At 55.8% G+C, this 18,635-nt stretch carries 16 protein-coding genes; 6 read left to right on the forward strand and 10 right to left on the reverse strand.

Going from position 1 to position 18,635, the window contains the following annotated elements; all coding sequences use genetic code 11:
- Position 1 precedes the first annotated feature (1 nt).
- Positions 2-1,216 carry a D-mannonate dehydratase ManD gene (gene manD, locus V8L73_RS01940; RefSeq protein WP_027273493.1) on the reverse strand — a complete coding sequence of 405 codons (1,215 nt, stop codon included), beginning with the start codon at positions 1,214-1,216 and terminating at the stop codon, positions 2-4.
- A 368-nt stretch (positions 1,217-1,584) separates the two neighbouring features.
- Between manD and V8L73_RS01945 the strand changes: the two genes are divergently transcribed.
- Genes V8L73_RS01945 through V8L73_RS01955 form a run of 3 tightly spaced genes read left to right on the forward strand, consistent with a single transcriptional unit; the run spans position 1,585 to position 4,831 of the window.
- Positions 1,585-2,862, forward strand: a complete 1,278-nt coding sequence (locus V8L73_RS01945) for a nucleoside permease (RefSeq protein WP_347254000.1) — start codon at positions 1,585-1,587, stop codon at positions 2,860-2,862.
- A complete protein-coding gene (locus V8L73_RS01950) occupies positions 2,859-3,863 on the forward strand; it encodes an ADP-ribosylglycohydrolase family protein (RefSeq protein WP_347254001.1) in 1,005 nt (334 codons plus the stop codon). Before V8L73_RS01945 ends, V8L73_RS01950 begins: the two co-directional genes overlap by 4 nt.
- Positions 3,860-4,831: a PfkB family carbohydrate kinase gene (locus V8L73_RS01955; protein WP_347254002.1), complete on the forward strand. Its 972-nt coding sequence runs from the start codon at positions 3,860-3,862 to the stop codon at positions 4,829-4,831. The genes V8L73_RS01950 and V8L73_RS01955 overlap by 4 nt, the downstream gene beginning before the upstream one ends.
- On the opposite strand, the gene V8L73_RS01960 is transcribed toward V8L73_RS01955, so the two are convergent.
- Positions 4,805-5,551, reverse strand: a complete 747-nt coding sequence (locus tag V8L73_RS01960; RefSeq protein WP_347254003.1) for a GntR family transcriptional regulator — start codon at positions 5,549-5,551, stop codon at positions 4,805-4,807. The two genes, V8L73_RS01955 and V8L73_RS01960, sit on opposite strands and share 27 nt — an antisense overlap.
- Positions 5,552-5,739: 188 nt before the next feature.
- On the opposite strand from V8L73_RS01960, the gene argD reads away from it, so the two are divergent.
- Positions 5,740-6,972, forward strand: coding sequence for a bifunctional acetylornithine/succinyldiaminopimelate transaminase (gene argD, locus V8L73_RS01965; RefSeq protein WP_347254004.1), 1,233 nt, complete (start codon positions 5,740-5,742; stop codon positions 6,970-6,972).
- A 55-nt stretch (positions 6,973-7,027) separates the two neighbouring features.
- Here the strand turns inward: argD and V8L73_RS01970 are convergent, their stop codons facing one another.
- The 8 genes from V8L73_RS01970 to V8L73_RS02005 form a co-directional block, all read right to left on the reverse strand.
- A complete protein-coding gene (locus V8L73_RS01970) occupies positions 7,028-7,573 on the reverse strand; it encodes a hypothetical protein (protein ID WP_347254005.1) in 546 nt (181 codons plus the stop codon).
- A gap of 131 nt (positions 7,574-7,704) precedes the next feature.
- Positions 7,705-9,777 carry a YccS/YhfK family putative transporter gene (locus V8L73_RS01975; protein ID WP_027273486.1) on the reverse strand — a complete coding sequence of 691 codons (2,073 nt, stop codon included), beginning with the start codon at positions 9,775-9,777 and terminating at the stop codon, positions 7,705-7,707.
- A gap of 57 nt (positions 9,778-9,834) precedes the next feature.
- Positions 9,835-10,467: a cAMP-activated global transcriptional regulator CRP gene (crp, locus tag V8L73_RS01980; protein WP_027273485.1), complete on the reverse strand. Its 633-nt coding sequence runs from the start codon at positions 10,465-10,467 to the stop codon at positions 9,835-9,837.
- Between the two features lie 285 nt (positions 10,468-10,752).
- On the reverse strand, positions 10,753-11,622 hold the full coding sequence (locus V8L73_RS01985; RefSeq protein WP_027273484.1) for a phosphoribulokinase: 870 nt from the start codon (positions 11,620-11,622) through the stop codon (positions 10,753-10,755).
- Between the two features lie 78 nt (positions 11,623-11,700).
- Complete coding sequence (locus V8L73_RS01990) at positions 11,701-12,510, reverse strand: hypothetical protein (RefSeq protein ID WP_027273483.1); 810 nt, start codon at positions 12,508-12,510, stop codon at positions 11,701-11,703.
- A complete protein-coding gene (locus tag V8L73_RS01995; protein WP_027273482.1) occupies positions 12,482-12,730 on the reverse strand; it encodes a YheU family protein in 249 nt (82 codons plus the stop codon). The genes V8L73_RS01990 and V8L73_RS01995 overlap by 29 nt, the downstream gene beginning before the upstream one ends.
- The gene (locus V8L73_RS02000; protein ID WP_347254006.1) at positions 12,727-13,707 is read right to left on the reverse strand and encodes a hydrolase; all 981 of its coding nucleotides are present in this window, start codon (positions 13,705-13,707) and stop codon (positions 12,727-12,729) included. The genes V8L73_RS01995 and V8L73_RS02000 overlap by 4 nt, the downstream gene beginning before the upstream one ends.
- A 156-nt stretch (positions 13,708-13,863) precedes the next feature.
- A complete protein-coding gene (locus V8L73_RS02005) occupies positions 13,864-15,789 on the reverse strand; it encodes an ABC transporter ATP-binding protein (RefSeq protein WP_347254007.1) in 1,926 nt (641 codons plus the stop codon).
- A 320-nt stretch (positions 15,790-16,109) separates the two neighbouring features.
- Here V8L73_RS02005 and kefG point away from each other — a divergent pair, with 320 nt between their 5' ends.
- Both kefG and kefB read left to right on the forward strand, forming a co-directional pair.
- Positions 16,110-16,664, forward strand: coding sequence for a glutathione-regulated potassium-efflux system ancillary protein KefG (gene kefG / locus V8L73_RS02010; RefSeq protein WP_027273479.1), 555 nt, complete (start codon positions 16,110-16,112; stop codon positions 16,662-16,664).
- Positions 16,665-18,503, forward strand: a complete 1,839-nt coding sequence (gene kefB, locus V8L73_RS02015; RefSeq protein ID WP_051155570.1) for a glutathione-regulated potassium-efflux system protein KefB — start codon at positions 16,665-16,667, stop codon at positions 18,501-18,503. It abuts the gene before it with no gap.
- Positions 18,504-18,635 lie beyond the last annotated feature (132 nt).

Genomic DNA, 18,635 nt, shown 5'->3' on the forward strand with positions numbered 1-18,635 from the left:
ATTACCAGTTCCACAGCGTACCGTCTTCGAGACGGGCGACCGGTAAGTAAGCCGGCTCATAGGGGTATTTGGCCGCCAGTTTTTCGTCAAAGTCGATGCCCAGGCCCGGCTTGTCGCTCGGGTGCATATAGCCGTCTTCGAAGGTCCAGTTGTGTGGGAAGACTTCCAGCATCTGCTCGGAGTAGCCCATATATTCCTGAACGCCGAAGTTCGGTACCCACATGTCGAAGTGCAGGGCTGCGGCGTGGCAAATCGGAGACAGATCCGACGGGCCGTGGGAGCCGGTGCGCACCTGATACATGGCGGCAAAATCGGCGATGCGGCGCATATGGGTGATGCCGCCCGCATGGGTGATGGTGGTGCGGATATAATCGATAAGCTGCTCTTCGATAAGCTGCTTGCAGTCCCAAATGCTGTTGAAGACTTCGCCGACGGCGATAGGGGTCACGGTGTGCTGACGGATCAGGCGGAAACATTCCTGGTTTTCCGCTGGGGTCGGATCTTCCATCCAGAACAGGCGGTAGTCTTCGATGCTCTTACCGAAGCGAGCGGCTTCAATAGGCGTCAGGCGGTGGTGCATGTCGTGCAGCAGGTGCTCGTTAAAGCCAAACTTGTTGCGCACGGCTTCGAACAGCTTGGGCGTAAAGTCCAGATATTTCTCCGTCGACCACAGCTGCTCTTCCGGATAGGCGCCCTTGGTGGCCGGCTCGTAAGCCAGATTTTTGCCTTTGCTCAGGCCGTAAGTGGTTTTCATGCCCGGCACGCCGCACTGAACGCGGATCGCTTTAAAGCCCATTTCCTGATGCTTGGCGTAGTCTTCCAGCACTTCGTCGATAGTGCGGCCGGTGGTGTGGCAGTACACCATGACGCCGGTACGAGAAGCCCCGCCCAGCAGCTGGTAAACCGGCATGTTGGCCGCTTTACCCTTAATGTCCCAGAGCGCCATATCGATAGCGGAGATCGCCGACATGGTGACTGGGCCGCGACGCCAGTAAGCGCCTTTGTAGAAAAATTGGAAGATGTCTTCGATCTGATGGGCGTCGCGGCCGATAAGCTGCGGGCACAGGTGGTCTTTCAGATAGGAGGCCACGGGAAGTTCACGTCCGTTGAGCGTGGCGTCGCCGACGCCGTAAATGCCTTCATCGGTTGTGATTTTCACGGTTACAAAGTTACGGCCCGGGCACGTAACGAACACTTCAGCCTTTACGATTTTCATAGTGTATCTGTCCTGACGGGTAAAAATGGATCTTAAGATCGAATCAATAGTTAACGTCCGCACAAGATACTTCTAGTTTGACTACCATACAAGTAGTGCTGTTTGGATTTATGGCATGAGGTTTTGGTTATGTGATGCCAGTCACTTTGTATAAACTGACGTTTTTTGGATGGTTTGTTGTATAGCCGCCCGCAGAGTAGGCCAGATAAGGCGTCGGAAGGGGGGCGTTTTCATTTTTCTGGGAGATGAAAGCGCATATTTTTTAGAAAAGTGTTACTTCGCTCAAATAACAAACACAAAGGTATTTAAAAGGTACTGTTTATTGGTATCTTAAAGGTCTCTAAAGGCCTGTCATGAAGGATGTGATTATGAAAACTACAGCAAAGCTGTCGTTCATGATGTTTATTGAATGGTTTATTTGGGGAGCCTGGTTTGTTCCCCTGTGGTTGTTTCTGAATAAAAGTGGCTTTACCGCCGGGGAAATCGGCTGGTCCTATGCCTGTACCGCCATCGCGGCCATCCTGTCGCCTATTTTAGTGGGGTCGCTGACCGATCGCTTTTTTGCCGCGCAAAAGGTGCTGGCCGTGCTGATGTTCGTCGGCGCAGTGCTGATGTATCTGGCGGCCCAGCAGACCGAGTTTGCCTATTTCTTCCCGCTGCTGTTGGCCTACTCGCTGACCTATATGCCCACCATCGCGCTGACCAACAGCATCGCCTTTGCCAACGTGCCTGACGTCGAGCGCGATTTCCCCCGCATCCGCGTCATGGGCACCATAGGCTGGATCGCCTCCGGCATCGTGTGCGGCTTTTTGCCCGAATGGCTCGGGTTTAACGATATTTCCCCGACCAATATTCCGCTTGTCATTACTGCCGCCAGTTCGGCGCTGCTGGGTGCGTTTGCTTTCTGGCTTCCGAATACGCCACCCAAGAGCACCGGCAAGCTGAGCTTTAAGGTGATGCTCGGGCTGGATGCGATCGTTCTGCTTAAGGACAGGAACTTTCTGGTCTTCTTCGTTTGCTCATTCCTGTTTGCGATGCCGCTGGCCTTTTACTATATCTTCGCCAACGGCTTTCTCTCCGAAGTGGGAATGAAAAACGCCACCGGCTGGATGACGCTGGGGCAGTTCTCTGAAATCTTTTTTATGCTGGCGCTGCCGTTTTTCACCAAGCGCTTCGGCATCAAGAAAGTGTTGCTGCTCGGCCTTATCACGGCGGCTATTCGCTATGGTTTTTTTGTCTACGGCGACGCCTACCACTACTTCACCTATGCGCTGCTGTTTCTCGGCATTTTGCTGCACGGCGTGAGCTACGATTTTTACTATGTGACCGCCTACATCTACGTGGATAAAAAGGCTCCGGTGTACATGCGTACCGCGGCCCAGGGGCTGATTACGCTGTGCTGTCAGGGATTCGGTAGCCTGCTGGGCTATCGGCTGGGCGGCGTGATGATGGAAAAAATGTTCGCCTATCAGGAACCGGTAAACGGCCTGACGTTTAACTGGGTCGGCATGTGGGGATTCGGCGCCGTGATGATTGCCGTTATCGCCGTACTGTTCATGCTGCTGTTTCGCGAATCGGACAGAGAAATTACCGCCATTGCCGTGGACAACGATGGGGAAAGGCTAAGCACAGAGGAAGCAAAATGAAACAACAACGTATTCTCGGCGCGCTTTACGGTCAGGCTTTAGGAGATTCGATGGGCATGCCGTCGGAGCTTTGGCCGCGCTCACGCGTAAAGGCTCACTTCGGTTGGATAGACCGCTTCCTTCCCGGGCCGGCCGAAAACAGTGCGGCCTGCTACTTTGGGCGGGCGGAATATACCGATGACACTTCCATGGCCTGCTGCCTGATTGACGCAATTATTGAACGCGGCGGTGAAATCGACGCACAGGCTATCGGGCGACACATTCTGGCGTGGGCAGAGTCTTTCGATGCGTTTAACAAAAACGTGCTGGGGCCGACGTCGAAAATCGCGCTTAACGCCATTCGCGACGGGGAGCCCGTTGACCGTTTGGAAAACAACGGCGTGACCAACGGCGCGGCCATGCGCGCGTCTCCGCTGGGCTGCCTGCTTCCGACGGGAGATTTAGGACGCTTTATCGAACAGGTGGCGCTGGCCTCAAGCCCTACCCACAAGTCCGATTTGGCGGTGGCGGGCGCGGTGGCGATAGCCTGGTCGGTGTCCTGCGCGGTTGAGGGGACAAGCTGGTCTGAAATCAGAAATTCACTGCCCTCGGTCGCGCGCCTGGCGCAGGAGGCGCGGGTAACGACGTTCAGCGCGTCACTTTCCGCCCGCATTGAGCTGGCGCTGGAGGTTGCACGCACGGCCGCCGGCATCGAGTCGGGCAGCGAGCGTATTTATCAGCTGATTGGCGCAGGGACCAGCACGATTGAGTCGGTTCCGGCGGCTATCGCCATGGTGGAACTGGCGCAAACGGATCCTAATATCTGCGCGACGCTGTGCGCCAACTTGGGGGGCGATACCGATACTATTGGCGCGATGGCGACGGCTATCTGCGGCGCGCTGCACGGCGTCTGCGCTATTAATTCGGTATGGAAGCAGGAGCTGGACGCCGTCAATCGGCCGCACTTTGAGCAGTATGCCGAGCAGCTTTTACAGTTCAGACGCTATCGGGAGGCGAAATGAACGTCGATGAGCTGATTGGCGCGTTGGACCAACTTACGGCCCGGCGGCCGGTGACGGTGCTGGGGGCGGTCGTCATCGACGTTATTGCTGACGCCTACGCGCTGCCGTGGCGCGGTTGCGATATCGAGCTTAAGCAGCAGGGCGTCAACGTCGGCGGCTGTGCGTTTAACGTCGCGCTGGCGCTCAAACGCCTTGGCGTTGATACGCAGAACGCGCTGCCGCTGGGGCAGGGGGTGTGGGCCGACATTATCCGTAACAGCCTGACCAAGCGAGGTATGCATAGCGCGATTGAAACGGATGAAGGCGATAACGGCTGGTGCCTGGCGCTGGTTGAGCCCGACGGGGAAAGGACGTTTATGTCGTTTAGCGGGGTGGAAAACCAGTGGCGAGAAGCGTGGTTGGCGAAGCTGTCCGTTCCACCCCAGAGCCTGATGTATCTTGCCGGCTATCAGTTGGCGTCTCCACGGGGAGATGTACTGGTTAGCTGGCTGGAAGCGCTCTCTCAGGTGACGCCTTTTATCGACTTCGGCCCGAGGATTGCCGATCTTCCCGATGGGCTGATGTCGAGGATTATGGCGCTTAAGCCTATCGTCTCTCTAAATCGTCAGGAAGCGGACATCGCCGCGCGCTCTTTAGGAATATCCGGCGGCGTTCAGGCGTTGGGCGAGGCGTGGCTTGCGCGCTACGGTTCTCCGCTTATCGTCCGTCAGGACAGCGAAGGCGCCTGGTTTTTCGACGCCGAATCGCAGGGGCGGGCTGCGCCGTTTAGCGCGGCGGTGGTGGACACCATCGGTGCGGGCGATAGCCATGCGGGCGGTACGCTGGCCGGGCTGGCGGCCGGATGGCCTCTGTCTGATGCGGTCACGCTCGGCAACGCCGTGGCGTCTTTCGTCGTCAGCCGCCGCGGCGGCGACTGCGCGCCGACGCTTGAGGAACTGAAGCTACGCCTCGCAAACGAACGTATATAAATCGCTGCGGCAGTGGCTGATGCTGTATTCTATCGGCCCTCGCTGTCCGTCAAACGCCACCTGCTTGATGACCAGCATCGGTATATTGTCGTCGGTTTGCATATGGGAACGAAATTCGGCGTCCGGCATGCGGGCGCTGACGTAGCTTTTGGTTCTTTGCGGGTGAATGTTCCGGCTGCGAAAGTAGTCGTAGAGCGAAATTCCGATGTCTTCTACGTTGCCGATAAGCCCGACCGGTACGTAAGACTCTTCAATGGATACGGCCTCGTCGTCCACATAGCGGATGCGCTTAAGCAGAAAAACCTCATCGCCGGCAGAAATCGTCAGCCTGTCCGCCACGTCGGCGGGACACTTTACTACCTGCCTGTTCATCCACAGCGTGCTCGGCTTTTTGCCCAGCAGGGCGACCTGTTGAGAAAAGCCGGGGGCTTCTTTCAGCGAGTATTCAAAGATATTGTTGATTTGGGTGCCATAGCCGCGCGAACGGGTCACGACGCCCTCTTTTTCCAGCGCTTCCATCGCGTTACGGACGGTGATGCGCGAAACGCCGGTAAGCTGGCTCAGGTCCCGCTCGCCGGGAAGAATGTTGCCGTGCTCAAGCGTGCCGTTACGAACGGCGTTCTTTATCGTTTGGGCGAACTTCAGATAAAGCGGTGCGTTGTCGGCTGCCGCCAGACGCTCGTTTAGCTGTTCAATTAATAGGACGTGGGCCTGTTCCATCCGTACCGTTCCTGCAAAGTGATTCTGCGAACATCATACCATTTTCCGTCGTTGTCGTATCCTTTCACCTTTACTTCTCGCCGCCTTTGGTTAAAAATAATTCTGTATTTTTATGTTTAAAAATTGATTTATTATTCATTTTTGATAGTGTTTCACTATTCGTCTAAAAACAGAATGGGACAGACAAAATGGGTGGTGAAAAGGTAATAGATCGGAATACGTTTGATGACGTCATGTTGCCCGTTTATGCACCGGCAGCTTTCGTTCCCGTGAAGGGAAAAGGAAGCCGGGTATGGGATCAGCAGGGGCAGGAGTTTATCGATTTCTCCAGCGGCATTGCGGTTACCGCGCTCGGGCACTGTCATCCTGCACTGGTTAGCGCGCTGAAAGAGCAGGGAGAGCTTATTTGGCATACCAGCAATCTGTTTACTAACGAGCCCGCTCTGCGGCTGGCGCAGAAGATGATCGAAGCCACGTTCGCCGATCGCGTATTTTTTGCCAACTCGGGGGCCGAGGCCAACGAGGCAGCCTTCAAACTGGCTCGCCGCTACGCTATCGAGCGCCATGGCCCGTACAAGACCAAGATTATTGCCTTCAAGAATGCGTTTCACGGGCGTACGCTGTTTACCGTTTCCGTCGGCGGCCAGGCCAAGTATTCCGACGGCTTTGGGCCTAAGCCGGCGGATATCGTCCACGTACCCTTTAACGATCTGGATGCCGTGAAGGCGGTCATTGACGACCATACCTGCGCGGTGGTGCTTGAGCCGGTTCAGGGCGAGGGCGGCATTACGCCCGTAGACGCGGACTTTTTGCGCGGGGTCCGCGAGCTGTGCGACAAGCATCAGGCGCTGCTGGTGTTTGACGAGGTGCAGTCCGGCATGGGCAGAACCGGTACGCTGTTTACCTACATGCGCTACGGCGTGACGCCGGACATCCTGACGTCGGCGAAGGCGCTGGGCGGCGGCTTCCCGATCAGCGCCATGCTGACTACTAACGCGGTTGCGCAGGTGATGGAGCCCGGCGTGCACGGCACGACCTACGGCGGCAACCCGCTCGCCTGCGCAGTGGCCGAAGCGGCGTTTGACACTATCAACACGCCGGAGGTGCTGTCGGGCGTGCAGGCGCGCTATGAGTTTATCGTCTCCCGATTGGCGGAAATCAACCGGCGCTACGCCGCGTTTGCCGACGTGCGCGGGCTGGGGCTTTTGATCGGCGCGGAGCTTTCGGATGAATATAAAGGCATGGCCAGAGAATTTTTGGCGGCGACGGTGGACAACGGCCTTATGCTACTTAACGCCGGGCCTAACGTGCTGCGCTTCGCGCCTTCGCTGGTTATCCCAATGGAAGACCTGAAGCAGGGTATGGATCGCTTTGAAAATGCGGTGAGGCAGATGGTCGACGGCAAAATGGATAAGCCATGATGCCGTAATCAATGAACAGGCTTCCGGTTGACAGGGAAGCCTGTTCTCTTTATTGCTATGAAAACAGCGCGAGGCAGTACTTATAGAGGGCCTTTAGCGACTCGGACGGGAGATATTCATCGTGATACTGTTCATATGTCGGATCGATGCTTTCATCCAGCGTCATGCCGAAAAGGTGGCGCCCAAACTGTTCACAATTTTTTATTTCTTCTCCTTCAAATAAGGCGCTGAGTTTTCCCTTGCTGACTTTTCGTATCCAGACGAATTCTCCTGCGGTTCCTAAATTAACCCTCCCGTCAAAATGAAAATCGTGGCTGGTATAAACGGAAATATCTTCGCCTGCGGCGCAGTGGATACGCTTTCCTATTTGATTGACAATAATTCTATTTCCCGTTTCTTCTCTTACTTCCCGTCGTATCACTTTTAGTGCGAAGTCTTTTTCGTCGGGGCGGCCATCTTTTTTAGCGTCGGCGGTACCGCCAAAAAGCATGGGGCACCCTCTGGCAAAACCTTGGTTTTTTAAACCTAGCAGGATGAAGTCATCATTTTGGTTGCTTCTGGGATTTGTATCTAAAATGACGTAGTTTTTTGTGCTCATCATAAAACTCCTTGGATTTGTGATAAAAGGTGCCGTGTGATGAGTAAATTTAGAGGGTAGGAGGGCGCCGCCATAGCCGACGTATGGCGTAAAAGAGCGGGAAAGGCTGCCTAGGGCGTTAGGCTTGCCGTTTGCTATTCATCCCGCAGCCTGCGCTTAAGCCAAATACCGTGGTGGGGACGCTGCTGCCACGCCAGCGACGAAATGGTGTGCATGGCCTTCAGGTGCGACAAAATGCGTTCTATGTGCCTTTCCATCGAGGTTTCCGGCATTTCATCATTGGGTTCGGCGATAGCCATCATGCTGGTGTCGCTGCTGGGGCCGTCGTATTCCAGCCGCTGCTGACAGATTTGGATCAGAATTTCACAGGAGTTTAAGTAGCTTTGCGCCAGTTCGGGCGTTAATACGTACTGATCGCGAACGATCACCGTCATGCCGTTAAGATGCTCGACGATAAACTGGCTGTGGGTGATCCAAAGGCGCATGTCCGTCAGGTAGCGAGAGTTGAAGCCTGGCTCCTGCATAGCTTGGTTCAATGCGGTAAACAGCGCGTTGTGGGCCTGATTCATCTTCATCCTTGCGTACGACAGCGCGGTGGCGTCGTCCGTCTGGGCAAACATCTGCCTTAGATGATTTTGATAGGCTTCCAGCGCGCTGTGGGCGTTTTTGCGCAGCTGGCCGCTTTGCCACTGGGGCCATAGCCAGATGGTTCCTGCGAATACCAGCATGCAGCCAATCACCGTATCCACCAGCCGGGAAAGCAGAAACTCCATGCCGCTACCGGCGATAATCTGCAGCGTATATACGGCGGTGATGGTAAAGCCAACGACCGCAATGCCGTAGTATTTTCGTACCGCCAGATAGGCGGCAAGGGTAATCGCCAGCATCAACAGCAGCATGACGTATTCAGGGTACTGTAGCCGCAAGATGAATGCGCCGACGATGATGCCGAACAGCGTACCGAGAGCACGGTGCTGAATACGGATGCGGGTGGCGTTGTAGCCGTTTTGGCTGACCAGCATGACGGTCAGCAGTATCCAGTACGGTTTTGGCAGGTTGAGGACCATGCCAATCGCGCTGCCTGCGGCCAGCGTAACCCCCAGGCGCGCCGCGTTGCGAAGCGCGGCGGACTTCAGCGAACAGTAGCCTTTTAGCGCTCGCCAGAACGGAAGCCGGTTCTGCGACGGCATCAGGCTGCGGTTGTAAAGCGGCCGCTGGTGGCTGAGCAATTGGGCTATGCGGCTGAAGTGGTAATAACAAAACGCGCCGACCGGATTGTCGGGATGCTGATTGGCGATTTTTTCCAGCGCGGCCAGCTCGTGCTCAATAGAAAATGGCTTGGGGCGTCGATGGTAGAGAATATCGTCGGAAAGGGTTCTAAGCTGTCGGCTGATGATCCTGGCGTTGTGGCGGATAACCGCTTCCGCATGGCTTTGCTCTACCAGCCTTTGCACTTCGTCAGGCTGGTGCAGGCTCACCGTGATGTGCTCTTGCAAATCGAGCGCAACCTGAAAGGCCTGCATCAGGCGCTGATGGCGCGGGTGCTTCAGGTCGGTGATCATATAGAGCTGTTGGTAGATGAGCGTAATGCTGTCCATAACCTGCTGCTGGCGGCTCAGCAGCGGCGGCAGCGCCGTTTCCGGATCGGTGTGCTGAGTCAGCAGGCTGTATTTGGCTTCAAAATAGTCCGCGAGCTGGCGGTAAAGCAGGCTTAGGGACTCCCGCATCGGCTGTTCCTGCCACAGGCGAAACCAGACGTAGGTAAACAGCCCATACCAGAGCGTGCCGATGATGAACAGCGCGGGCGCATACCAAATGGGCATGGTGTCCACCAGGCTTAGGGTGAAGATACCGGCGACCAGCGCGGCGGGCATCAGACGTCCGTGTAGGGGGCTGATTTCCGCGGTCACGCCAAACAGTATCGCCATAATGAACATGCAGGCGGCAAGCGGAATTGAAAGGTCGAGAAACAGCTGCAATAAAAAGCTGCTGCCGGCAAACAGAGCGCCGCCAATGGCTAAACGTTTAAAAAATCGTTTGTGGGGCGTATCCAGACCGCCGATGTTGCAGCAGGCCGGGACCAAAGAAAGCATAAAGCCGGTACGCAGATCGTTTAACAGCCAGAACAGCAGGATAGGTAGGCAGAGAACCAGCGTTTGGCGCAGAGCATAGTTAACTTCAGGATGATAGATAACGCGGCGCCACATACGCTTCCGTAGTAGATAAAGCGGGCACCACGCTAAAGCGCCCGCCTTGTAGAGTAGTTAACGTGTCCCGTAGACGACGATGGTTTTACCATGCGCCGAAATCAGGTTTTGATCTTCAAGCATCTTCAGGATGCGGCCGACCGTTTCGCGAGAGCAGCCGACGATTTGGCCGATTTCCTGACGGGTTATTTTTATCTGCATTCCGTCTGGGTGGGTCATCGCATCGGGCTGTTTAGCCAGGTTCAGCAGGGTTTGAGCAATGCGTCCCGTGACGTCAAGGAAGGCAAGGCTGCCCACTTTCTCTGAGGTGACCTGCAGGCGGCTGGCCATCTGTGCCGACAGGCGCATGAGAATATCGGGATTGACTTGAATCAGCTGGCGAAACTTTTTATAGGATATTTCCGCCACTTCACAGGCGGTTTTCGCTCTTACCCATGCGCTGCGTTCCTGGCCTTCTTCAAACAGGCCAAGCTCACCGATGAAGTCCCCTTGGTTGAGGTAGGAAAGAATCATTTCTTTACCTTCTTCATCCTTAATGAGAACGGCTACGGCTCCTTTGACGATGTAATAAAGCGTCTCCGCCTTCTCTCCTTGATGGATAAGAGTGCTCTTGGATGGGTATTTATGGATATGACAATGAGACAAAAACCATTCAAGAGTCGGGTCTGTTTGCGGTTTGCCGAGAACCATCTGTTGTTATCCTCTTTGTTGTCACTACCTAAAACAGCAAAGCGAGAAGCCTGCCGAAAAAATCCTACTCGCTCGAAACCGCCAGAAAGGCTCGGTGAGCGCTATTATAGCCGATGCGTGAAAGAATAGAGAACGTTTGTATGCATCAGCTTGAGCATAACCTAATTTATGGACTTCTACACCGTAAGCTTTTAACACAGCTTGAGGCAAGAGTCTTGTTCCTCGTTACTAAAATGCGGGGCGTCTGGCGTATTGCAGCGCCATTCGCCTATTTTTACGGCATTATTATTTTAGCGGCTTACCCTGCAAAAGCTGCTGAATCAGCGGGGTAATAATCAGCTCCATCGCCAGCCCGACTTTTCCCCCCGGAATTACCAGCGTATTGGTTTGCGAAATGAACGATCCCTGCAGCATGGCCAGCAGATAGGGGAAGTCTATCCCGCTGAGCCCGCGAAAGTGAATAACCACCAAGCTTTCATCGAGGGTGGGGATGCTTTTGGCCGAAAAGGGGTCCGAGGTGTCTACCGTAGGTACGCGCTGGAAGTTGATGTGCGTGCGGGAAAACTGCGGTGTGATGTAGTTAATGTAGTCGTCCATTGAGCGAACGACGGAATCCAGCACCGCCTCTCGCGAATGCTCGCGCTCGACGGTGTCGCGAATAAGCTTCTGTATCCATTCCAGGTTGACGATAGGCACGACGCCGACCAGCAGGTCTACGTGGCGCGCTACGTCGTGCTTTTCAGTAACGATCCCGCCGTGAAGGCCTTCATAAAACAGCAGATCCGTACCGTCGGGTAGCCCGCTCCAGGGCGTAAAGGTGCCGGGAAGCTGGCGATAGGGAACGGCTTCGTCATAGGTATGCAGGTACTTACGGGTGCGGCCTGAACCGCTTTGGCCGTATTCGGCAAATCCGCTCTCCAGCGCAGCGAAGTCGTTCGCTTCCGGGCCGAAGTAGCTGATGTGGCGCCCCTGCTCTCTGGCCCTGCGGATTTCCGCGTCCATTTCTGGACGGGTGTAGCGGTGATAGGCGTCGCCGTCGATGCGAGCGGCGTTAAGGTTGAGCTGTTGGAAAATTTTCCGAAACGCCTGACTGGTGGTGGTGGTCCCCGCTCCGCTGGAGCCGGTAACGGCGATGATGGGGTGCGCTGCTGACATAGGCCGAGGTCCTTGCGTTTATTATTGTCGTTTGAGCATAGCCTAGTCGGCGATGCGCGGGAATATGGATAAGAACGTTTAAGCGTGGTTATCTACATTATTAAATACGCTCGACCATGCGGCGGTTAGCGCAGCATACTCGTCATTGGAAAGCTGCTCGCGCATAGCGAACGCCATCGCTGCATGTAAAAACGCTTTTCTTGCCGCGCGCCACTTGGGCGTAAGCGCCTCTTCCGTTTCTCCGTCTTCGATAATCTGGATAACGGCATCACTACCTTCTTGCTTCTTGGCTTGTAGTTCCAACAATTCGGCAATCAGATGAAATCCTCCATTTACGGGGGAGCTTTCGTCATCATCGCGTCCCATTGCGCTGAGCGTCATCCCGTCCTTGTCGTCATACTGATGTTGCCGGGGAAACGCTAGCTGGCTGTCCCAGAGTACCCAAGCTTTAGTCCATGCAGAGTCGGCGTCGGCGGATAAATTGTTCTGCAATTGCTCGGTCTGCTCAGCCGTTACGGCAGAGATCTGCTGTAGCAATATCACAATGTCTTGGCCGTAGTCGCCAAAAAGCATTGCTAGCGGCAGCGGTTCAAGCAGCCTGATGGCGCTTGCTCGCCAGTAGCCGGGGTTATCAATCAATCCGGACATATCCCCAAGCGTGACGACCTGCGCTCGCCACAGTTGGCCGGGCCAGCAATCGGCAGTCACGATGATGGAGATTATTTTCCGATCGACGATCTCATATGGCGGGCCTTCGTGAGCGTTTTGGATCACTTGGCCCAATGCATAGGGGAGATCGTCTTTTACACTGCCATACCAGTAACCAATTCTTTCGGCTTCTTCGGCAGGTTCCTTTATCTCAGTATTCAGGGGGATATTCCGTTTCATTATTGTCCTTAAACTGCGCTTTCATCATGATATTCACGGTCTCATGCAGTTGCGACCACACCAGCACCGCTTCGCCGCTTTTGAGCAGGCGCTTCACGTCCTCGACCTTCTGCGGTAAAGACTTCTCCTGCTCGCCGTAGTCGGTGCCTTCTCGCAGAACGAAAGACTCAATGATGGCTTCCAGCGTATCGGGATTAACGGACTGCCAGGGAATAATCATGACGTGCTCTCCAGGTAGGGCGACAGCCACTGCGGAATGCGTTTTTCCAACCACATTTCGGGCTTTTTCCAAGTGCCTCCGACAAAGCCTACGTGGCCGCCGTGTTCGGTAAGCTGGTATTCGATATTGCTTGGGAGCCGGGTTGGGTCCGGAATGACTTCCGGCGACATAAAGGGGTCGTCCTTGGCGTGCACGATAAGAAGCGGAACTTTGACGTTGGGCAGCATTGGCAGCGCGCTGCATTGATGATAGTAGTCCAGCGCGTTGGAAAAACCGTGCAGCGGCGCGGTTATCGCATCGTCAAAGGCCTGTAGGGAGCGGATGCCCTTCAACTCTTTTTCCGTCAGCGACACCAGCTGCGGGTAGCGTTTTTGCTTACGCAAAACGCTTTGCTTGAGCTGGCCGAGCAGGTAGCGGTGGTATATGCGCGACGATCCCGTTGCTAAACGCCGCGAACAGGGCGCCAGCATCAGTGGCGCGGAAACGATGACGGCCGCCTGCAGCGGCGCCCGTTCGCCTTCTTCCGCCAGATAACAGGCCAGCATGTTGCCGCCCAGCGAGTAGCCGACGGCGGCGGTTGGCGCATCGCCAAAGCGCTCCCGAAGCCAGCTGAGGAAAAAACGCGCGTCCTGCGTTTCCCCTGAATGATAGGCGCGGGGCGCCAGGTTCGGTTCGCCGCTGCAGCCGCGAAAGTGCATGACGACGCCTAGCCAGCCGAGACGCCGACAGGCTTCCAGCAGTCCGTGCGCATAGGGGCTGTAGAAGTTGCCCTCCAGCCCGTGAAAAATGACCAGCCGCGGCCTGTGCGCCGCGCCTTCCGGCGCGTCGCTCCACGCCAGATCGACAAAGTCGCCGTCCGGCAGGTCGAGGCGCTGCCAAACCGGGGACAGACTAATGCGGCGGCGAACGAGGCGCGGTAAAAGCGTCTGCAGATGGGGATTAGCGGTTCCACGCAGCGGCTGAAAGTCGGTGTTCATCGTATGATTAAATTTGTCAGGAAGTTATGCGATCAATATCACACCGTGTGCGGGAATGGAATGATGCAACGCCTTTTGATTGCGAGGCATGTCGAGATTTTATAAGGGATGGGGAATACAGGAACGCGCCAGGCCGCGCGCTCCCATTTATTTTTACTATTCGCTTTCCTGATTAAAAAGCGTCGTCATTTCTTCCAGGCGCTCCTGCTGTTCCAGCCAGTTCATTTCATGCTCCTCCTGAGCGGATTTTAGCGAAACCTGCTGCTGTAGCAGCTTGGTTAGCTCAGCCTTTTTCTCGGGCTCATAGATAGCGCTGTCGGACAGCGCCTGCTCTACTTCTCCCAGCGCCTTGCTCACTTTTTCCAGCTCTTTATCGAGCTTTTCAATCGCTTTTCTGACGGGCAGCGTTTGGGCGCGAAATTCGGCTTCGCGGCGCTTTTGATCTTTACGCGACTGGGCGCTGTTGCCGTTCTGCTCTGACGGCTCGCCGCCCTGCGGCTGGAGATCCTGCTTTTGCAGCTCGGAAAGCCAGCGCTGGTAGTCGTCCAGATCGCCGTCAAACTGCTCAACGCGGGCGTCGTGCACCAAATAAAGCTCGTCGGTGGTGGAGCGCAGCAGATGCCTGTCGTGGGAAACGACGACCAGCGCACCGTCGAAGTCAATCAGCGCCTCGGTCAGCGCTTGGCGCATGTCCAGATCGAGGTGGTTGGTCGGCTCATCGAGCAGCAGCAGGTTAGGGCGCTGCCAGACGATCAGCGCCAGCACCAGACGCGCCTTTTCGCCGCCGGAGAAGCGTTCGGTTTTTTCGGTCACCTTGTCGCCGTGAAAGCCAAATCCGCCCAAATAGTCGCGCAGCGCCTGTTCATACTCTTGAGGCGCCAGTCGGCTTAAGTGCCACAGGGGCGATTCGTCCGAACGCAGGGTTTCGAGCTGGTGCTGCGCAAAGTAGCCAAGCTGGATGCCTTTTGCCAGGCTGATGTCTCCCCGCTGCGGCGTCAGGGCGCCCGCCAGCAGCTTGATAAGCGTTGACTTGCCCGCACCGTTTCGCCCGAGCAGGCCGATGCGAGAGCCGGGCACCAGGTTCAGCTTGATTGACGTCAGAACGGTTTTGTCACCGTAGCCGGCGCTGACGTTTTCCATGCGCAGCAGCGGGTTGGGCAGGCTTTCCGGCGTACGAAAGCTAAAATGAAACGGATTATCGACGTGGGCCGGGGCTATCAGCTCCATGCGTTCCAGCATTTTTATCCGGCTCTGGGCCTGCCTCGCCTTGGTGGCTTTAGCCTTGAACCGATCGATATAGCTTTTGAGGTGTGCGACCTTTTCCTGCTGGCTTTGGTACATCGCCTGCTGCTGAGCCAACCGGGTAGCTCGCTGGCGCTCAAAGGAGGAGTAGTTGCCGGTGTATTCAAACAGCTGCTGCTGTTCGATATGCAAAATCTTGTCGACAATCGGATCGAGGAAATCCCTGTCGTGCGAGATCAAAATCAGCGTGCCCTCATAGCTCTTTAGCCACTTTTCCAGCCAGATGACCGCATCGAGATCCAGATGGTTGGTGGGTTCGTCGAGCAGCAGCAGGTCGGAGCGGCATAGAAGCGCCTGCGCGAGGTTCAGGCGCATACGCCAGCCGCCGGAAAAGGCGCTGACGGGGTGCTGTAGCTGTTCCTGAGTGAAACCAAGGCCGTGCAGCAGGCTGGCGGCGCGGGACTGAATCGTCCAGGCCGAGATGGCGTCAAGCTGGCCGTGCAGCAGTGCAATGCGGTGGCCGTCGTTCTTCTCGTTCGCCTCGGCTAATTCTCTCTCCAAACGACGATATTCCCTGTCGCCGTCTATCACGTAGTCGAGCGCGGCGGTTTCCAGCGCGGGGGTTTCCTGATTGACCCAGGCCATCGACCAGTTTGTCGGCAGCGTTACGCTGCCGCCGTCAGCGGAAAGCTCACCCTTAAGCAACGAGAGCAGCGTAGACTTTCCACAGCCGTTTTTACCGACCAGTCCTACTTTCTGTCCTGGGTTAATCGTAGCGCTGGCGTTATCAAGCAGGACGTTGACGCCGCGGCGAATCTGTAGTGAAGAGAATAAAATCATAGCGATGGCTTTAGTTTTTTATCATAACCCGTTAAAGACGAGGCGCTTCGTCATCGGCGTGCTAAAAGGTGAAGTTGGACATGATTTTTGACGCTGTCATTCAAAAATTCGTTGTTTAACCCGGCAGGCCCGGCAGATATCATGACGTCCGGCTGGGCGTTTAGCCTTTTATCAAGCTACTCTAATTACATGACTAATTGCGTTATCAGCCCGACGCAGCGGCCGGCCAAGTATGCCTGTCGGCTTTCTGGAACGCCAGCGCTTCCTGCCGGGTATGGTAACGAAAATCCTTTGCGATGACGATTGCCCAGGGAGGTAAAATGTCGAATTTACCCACTACGCTTATCCTGTTTGCGCACCCCGAGCCGAGGAGCTCGGTCGCTAACCGTGCGCTGCTGAGGATTGCCAAAACCTTGGACAACGTGACGTTTCGCGATCTCTATGCCCACTATCCGGATTTTTTTATCAACGTGCAGCGCGAGCAGCAGCTGCTGCGAACGCATGACGTCATCGTGTTTCAGTTCCCTATTCACACCTACAGTTGCCCCGCGCTGATGAAAGAGTGGATAGACCGGGTGCTGAACCTACAGTTTGCCGGCAGCATTGGCGCAAATGAGCTTTCCGGCAAGCGGTTTCGACTGGTGGTAACGGCCGGCGCGGCGGAGAACAGCTACCGTTCGGATGGTTTGGTCGGCTTTTCTCTGCATGAGATCCTGCTGCCGTTTCGCATCATGGCGAAGGCCTGCGGCATGGAGTGGGTTGAGCCGATGATAGTCTACCGCGCCCGGCGTCAGGAGGAGAGCGAGCTTCAGCAGTTAGCCCTACAGTATGCTGAATGGTTGAGCCAGCCCGTTACGGAAAGGAGCGATGCGTAAATGGAAACGTCACCACAGCTTATCGCTGCCCTCATTTTTCTCGCCGTGGCCGTTTTGGCCGTTCCCGTTGCTCGTCGAATCGGCATTGGCGCCGTGCTCGGCTATTTGATCGCAGGGATTGCCATCGGCCCCTGGGGATTTCGGTTGATTAACGACGTCGATGAGATTTTGCACTTCTCTGAAATGGGCGTCGTTCTGCTGCTGTTCGTTATCGGGTTAGAGCTGAATCCCGCCAAGCTGTGGAAGATGAGAAAGCCCATTTTCGGCCTGGGAACGGCGCAGGTCTTAGTGACGACGGCGGTGATTTGCGCCCTGCTGCATTTTGCCGGCTTCGGCATTCCCGCCGCCGTTATCGGCGCGCTGGGGCTGTCGATGTCGTCTACGGCGATGGCGCTACAGCTAATGAAGGAAAAGGGGATGCGCGGCGACGGCGGTCAGTCCGGTTTTGCCGTACTGCTGTTTCAAGATATGGCCGTCGTGCCGGCGTTGGCGCTGGTGCCGATCCTGGCCGGAACGGGGAACGCCGACGCGGGCTGGATGGCGGTCTTAAGCAAAGTTTTGGGGCTGGTCGTCCTGGTTGTCGCCGGTCGCTATCTGCTGCGGCCGCTGTTTCGCTACGTGGCCTCTTCCGGCGTAAGAGAAGTGTTTACCGCGATGGCGCTACTGGTGGTGCTGGGGGCGGCGGTGCTAATGCAGGCGATCGGCTTTTCTATGGCGCTGGGCACCTTTTTGGCCGGCGTGCTGCTGGCTGAAAGCGAATATCAGCACGAACTGGAGGCGGCGATTGAGCCGTTTAAGGGGCTGCTGCTTGGGCTATTCTTTATCTCCGTCGGCATGGTGCTTAACTTGGGCGTGCTTTATGTCCATCTGCTGCAGGTGTTTCTCTGGGTTTGCGCATTGGTGGCAATAAAAGGCGCCGTTCTGTTTGGGCTGGCCTGCTTTTTCCGCATCAATCCTTCGGAACGGCTGCAGTTTTCTGCCGTGCTGAGCCAGGGGGGAGAGTTTGCGTTTGTTCTGTTCGCCGCCGCCAAGGCGCAGAATATTTTCAACGCGGAGCAGATCGCGCTGCTGCTGGTGGTGGTCACCGTATCCATGATGACAACGCCGCTGTTGATGCAGCTGGTGGACCGGATTTTGACCCGCCGTTATAACCGAACCGAAAGCGAGAAGGCGGAATCGGACGTTGAGGACGATGAGCCGCAGGTCATCGTGGTGGGATTTGGGCGCTTTGGTCAGGTTGTCGGTCGCCTTCTGATGGCCAATGAAATCCGCCTGACGGTGCTTGAACGCGACATTAGTCAGGTGAGCATTCTGCGGCGCAACGGCTATAAGGTCTACTACGGCGACGCCACCGAACTGGATCTGCTGCGAGCCGCCGGCGCGGAAAAGGCGAAAGCTATCGTTATCGCCAGCGACTTTCCGGATGAAACGATGGCGGTCGTGCACCTCTGTCAGCAACACTTTCCCAACCTGTCCATTCTGGCTCGAGCCCGTGGGCGAGTCGAAGCGCATGAGCTTCTGAGCGCGGGCGTGGAACTGTTTTCCCGAGAAACGTTTAACAGCGCGCTGGATCTTGGCCGCAAGGCGCTTATTGATTTAGGGATGCACCCTCATCAGGCCTATCGGGCGCAGCAGTATTTTAAGCGGCTGGATGAGAACATGCTGCGCGAGCTGATGCCCCTTCGGCAGGGGGACGTGAAGGAGGTATCGCGTCCGGTAGAGGCGCGGCGCGAACTGGAAAATCTGTTTCAGCGTGAAATGCAGCATGACAGCAAGCTGTCCGAAGGTTGGGATTTTGAAGACGACGTGCAGGAGTCTCGTAGCGACACGCTGGATTGAGGCGAGGCGCCTCGTATTCTTTTAATCAAAAGTCGACATCGTAGCGTTCGGTAATATAAAGTTGCTTAAATTTTTATCTCAATATGTACAGGACGCCGTTGATTTCAGCTACAATCAGCGGAATTTGAGTAT

The organism is Leminorella grimontii (assembly GCF_039789245.1).
In the GTDB taxonomy this organism is placed as follows: Bacteria; Pseudomonadota; Gammaproteobacteria; order Enterobacterales; family Enterobacteriaceae; genus Leminorella; species Leminorella grimontii.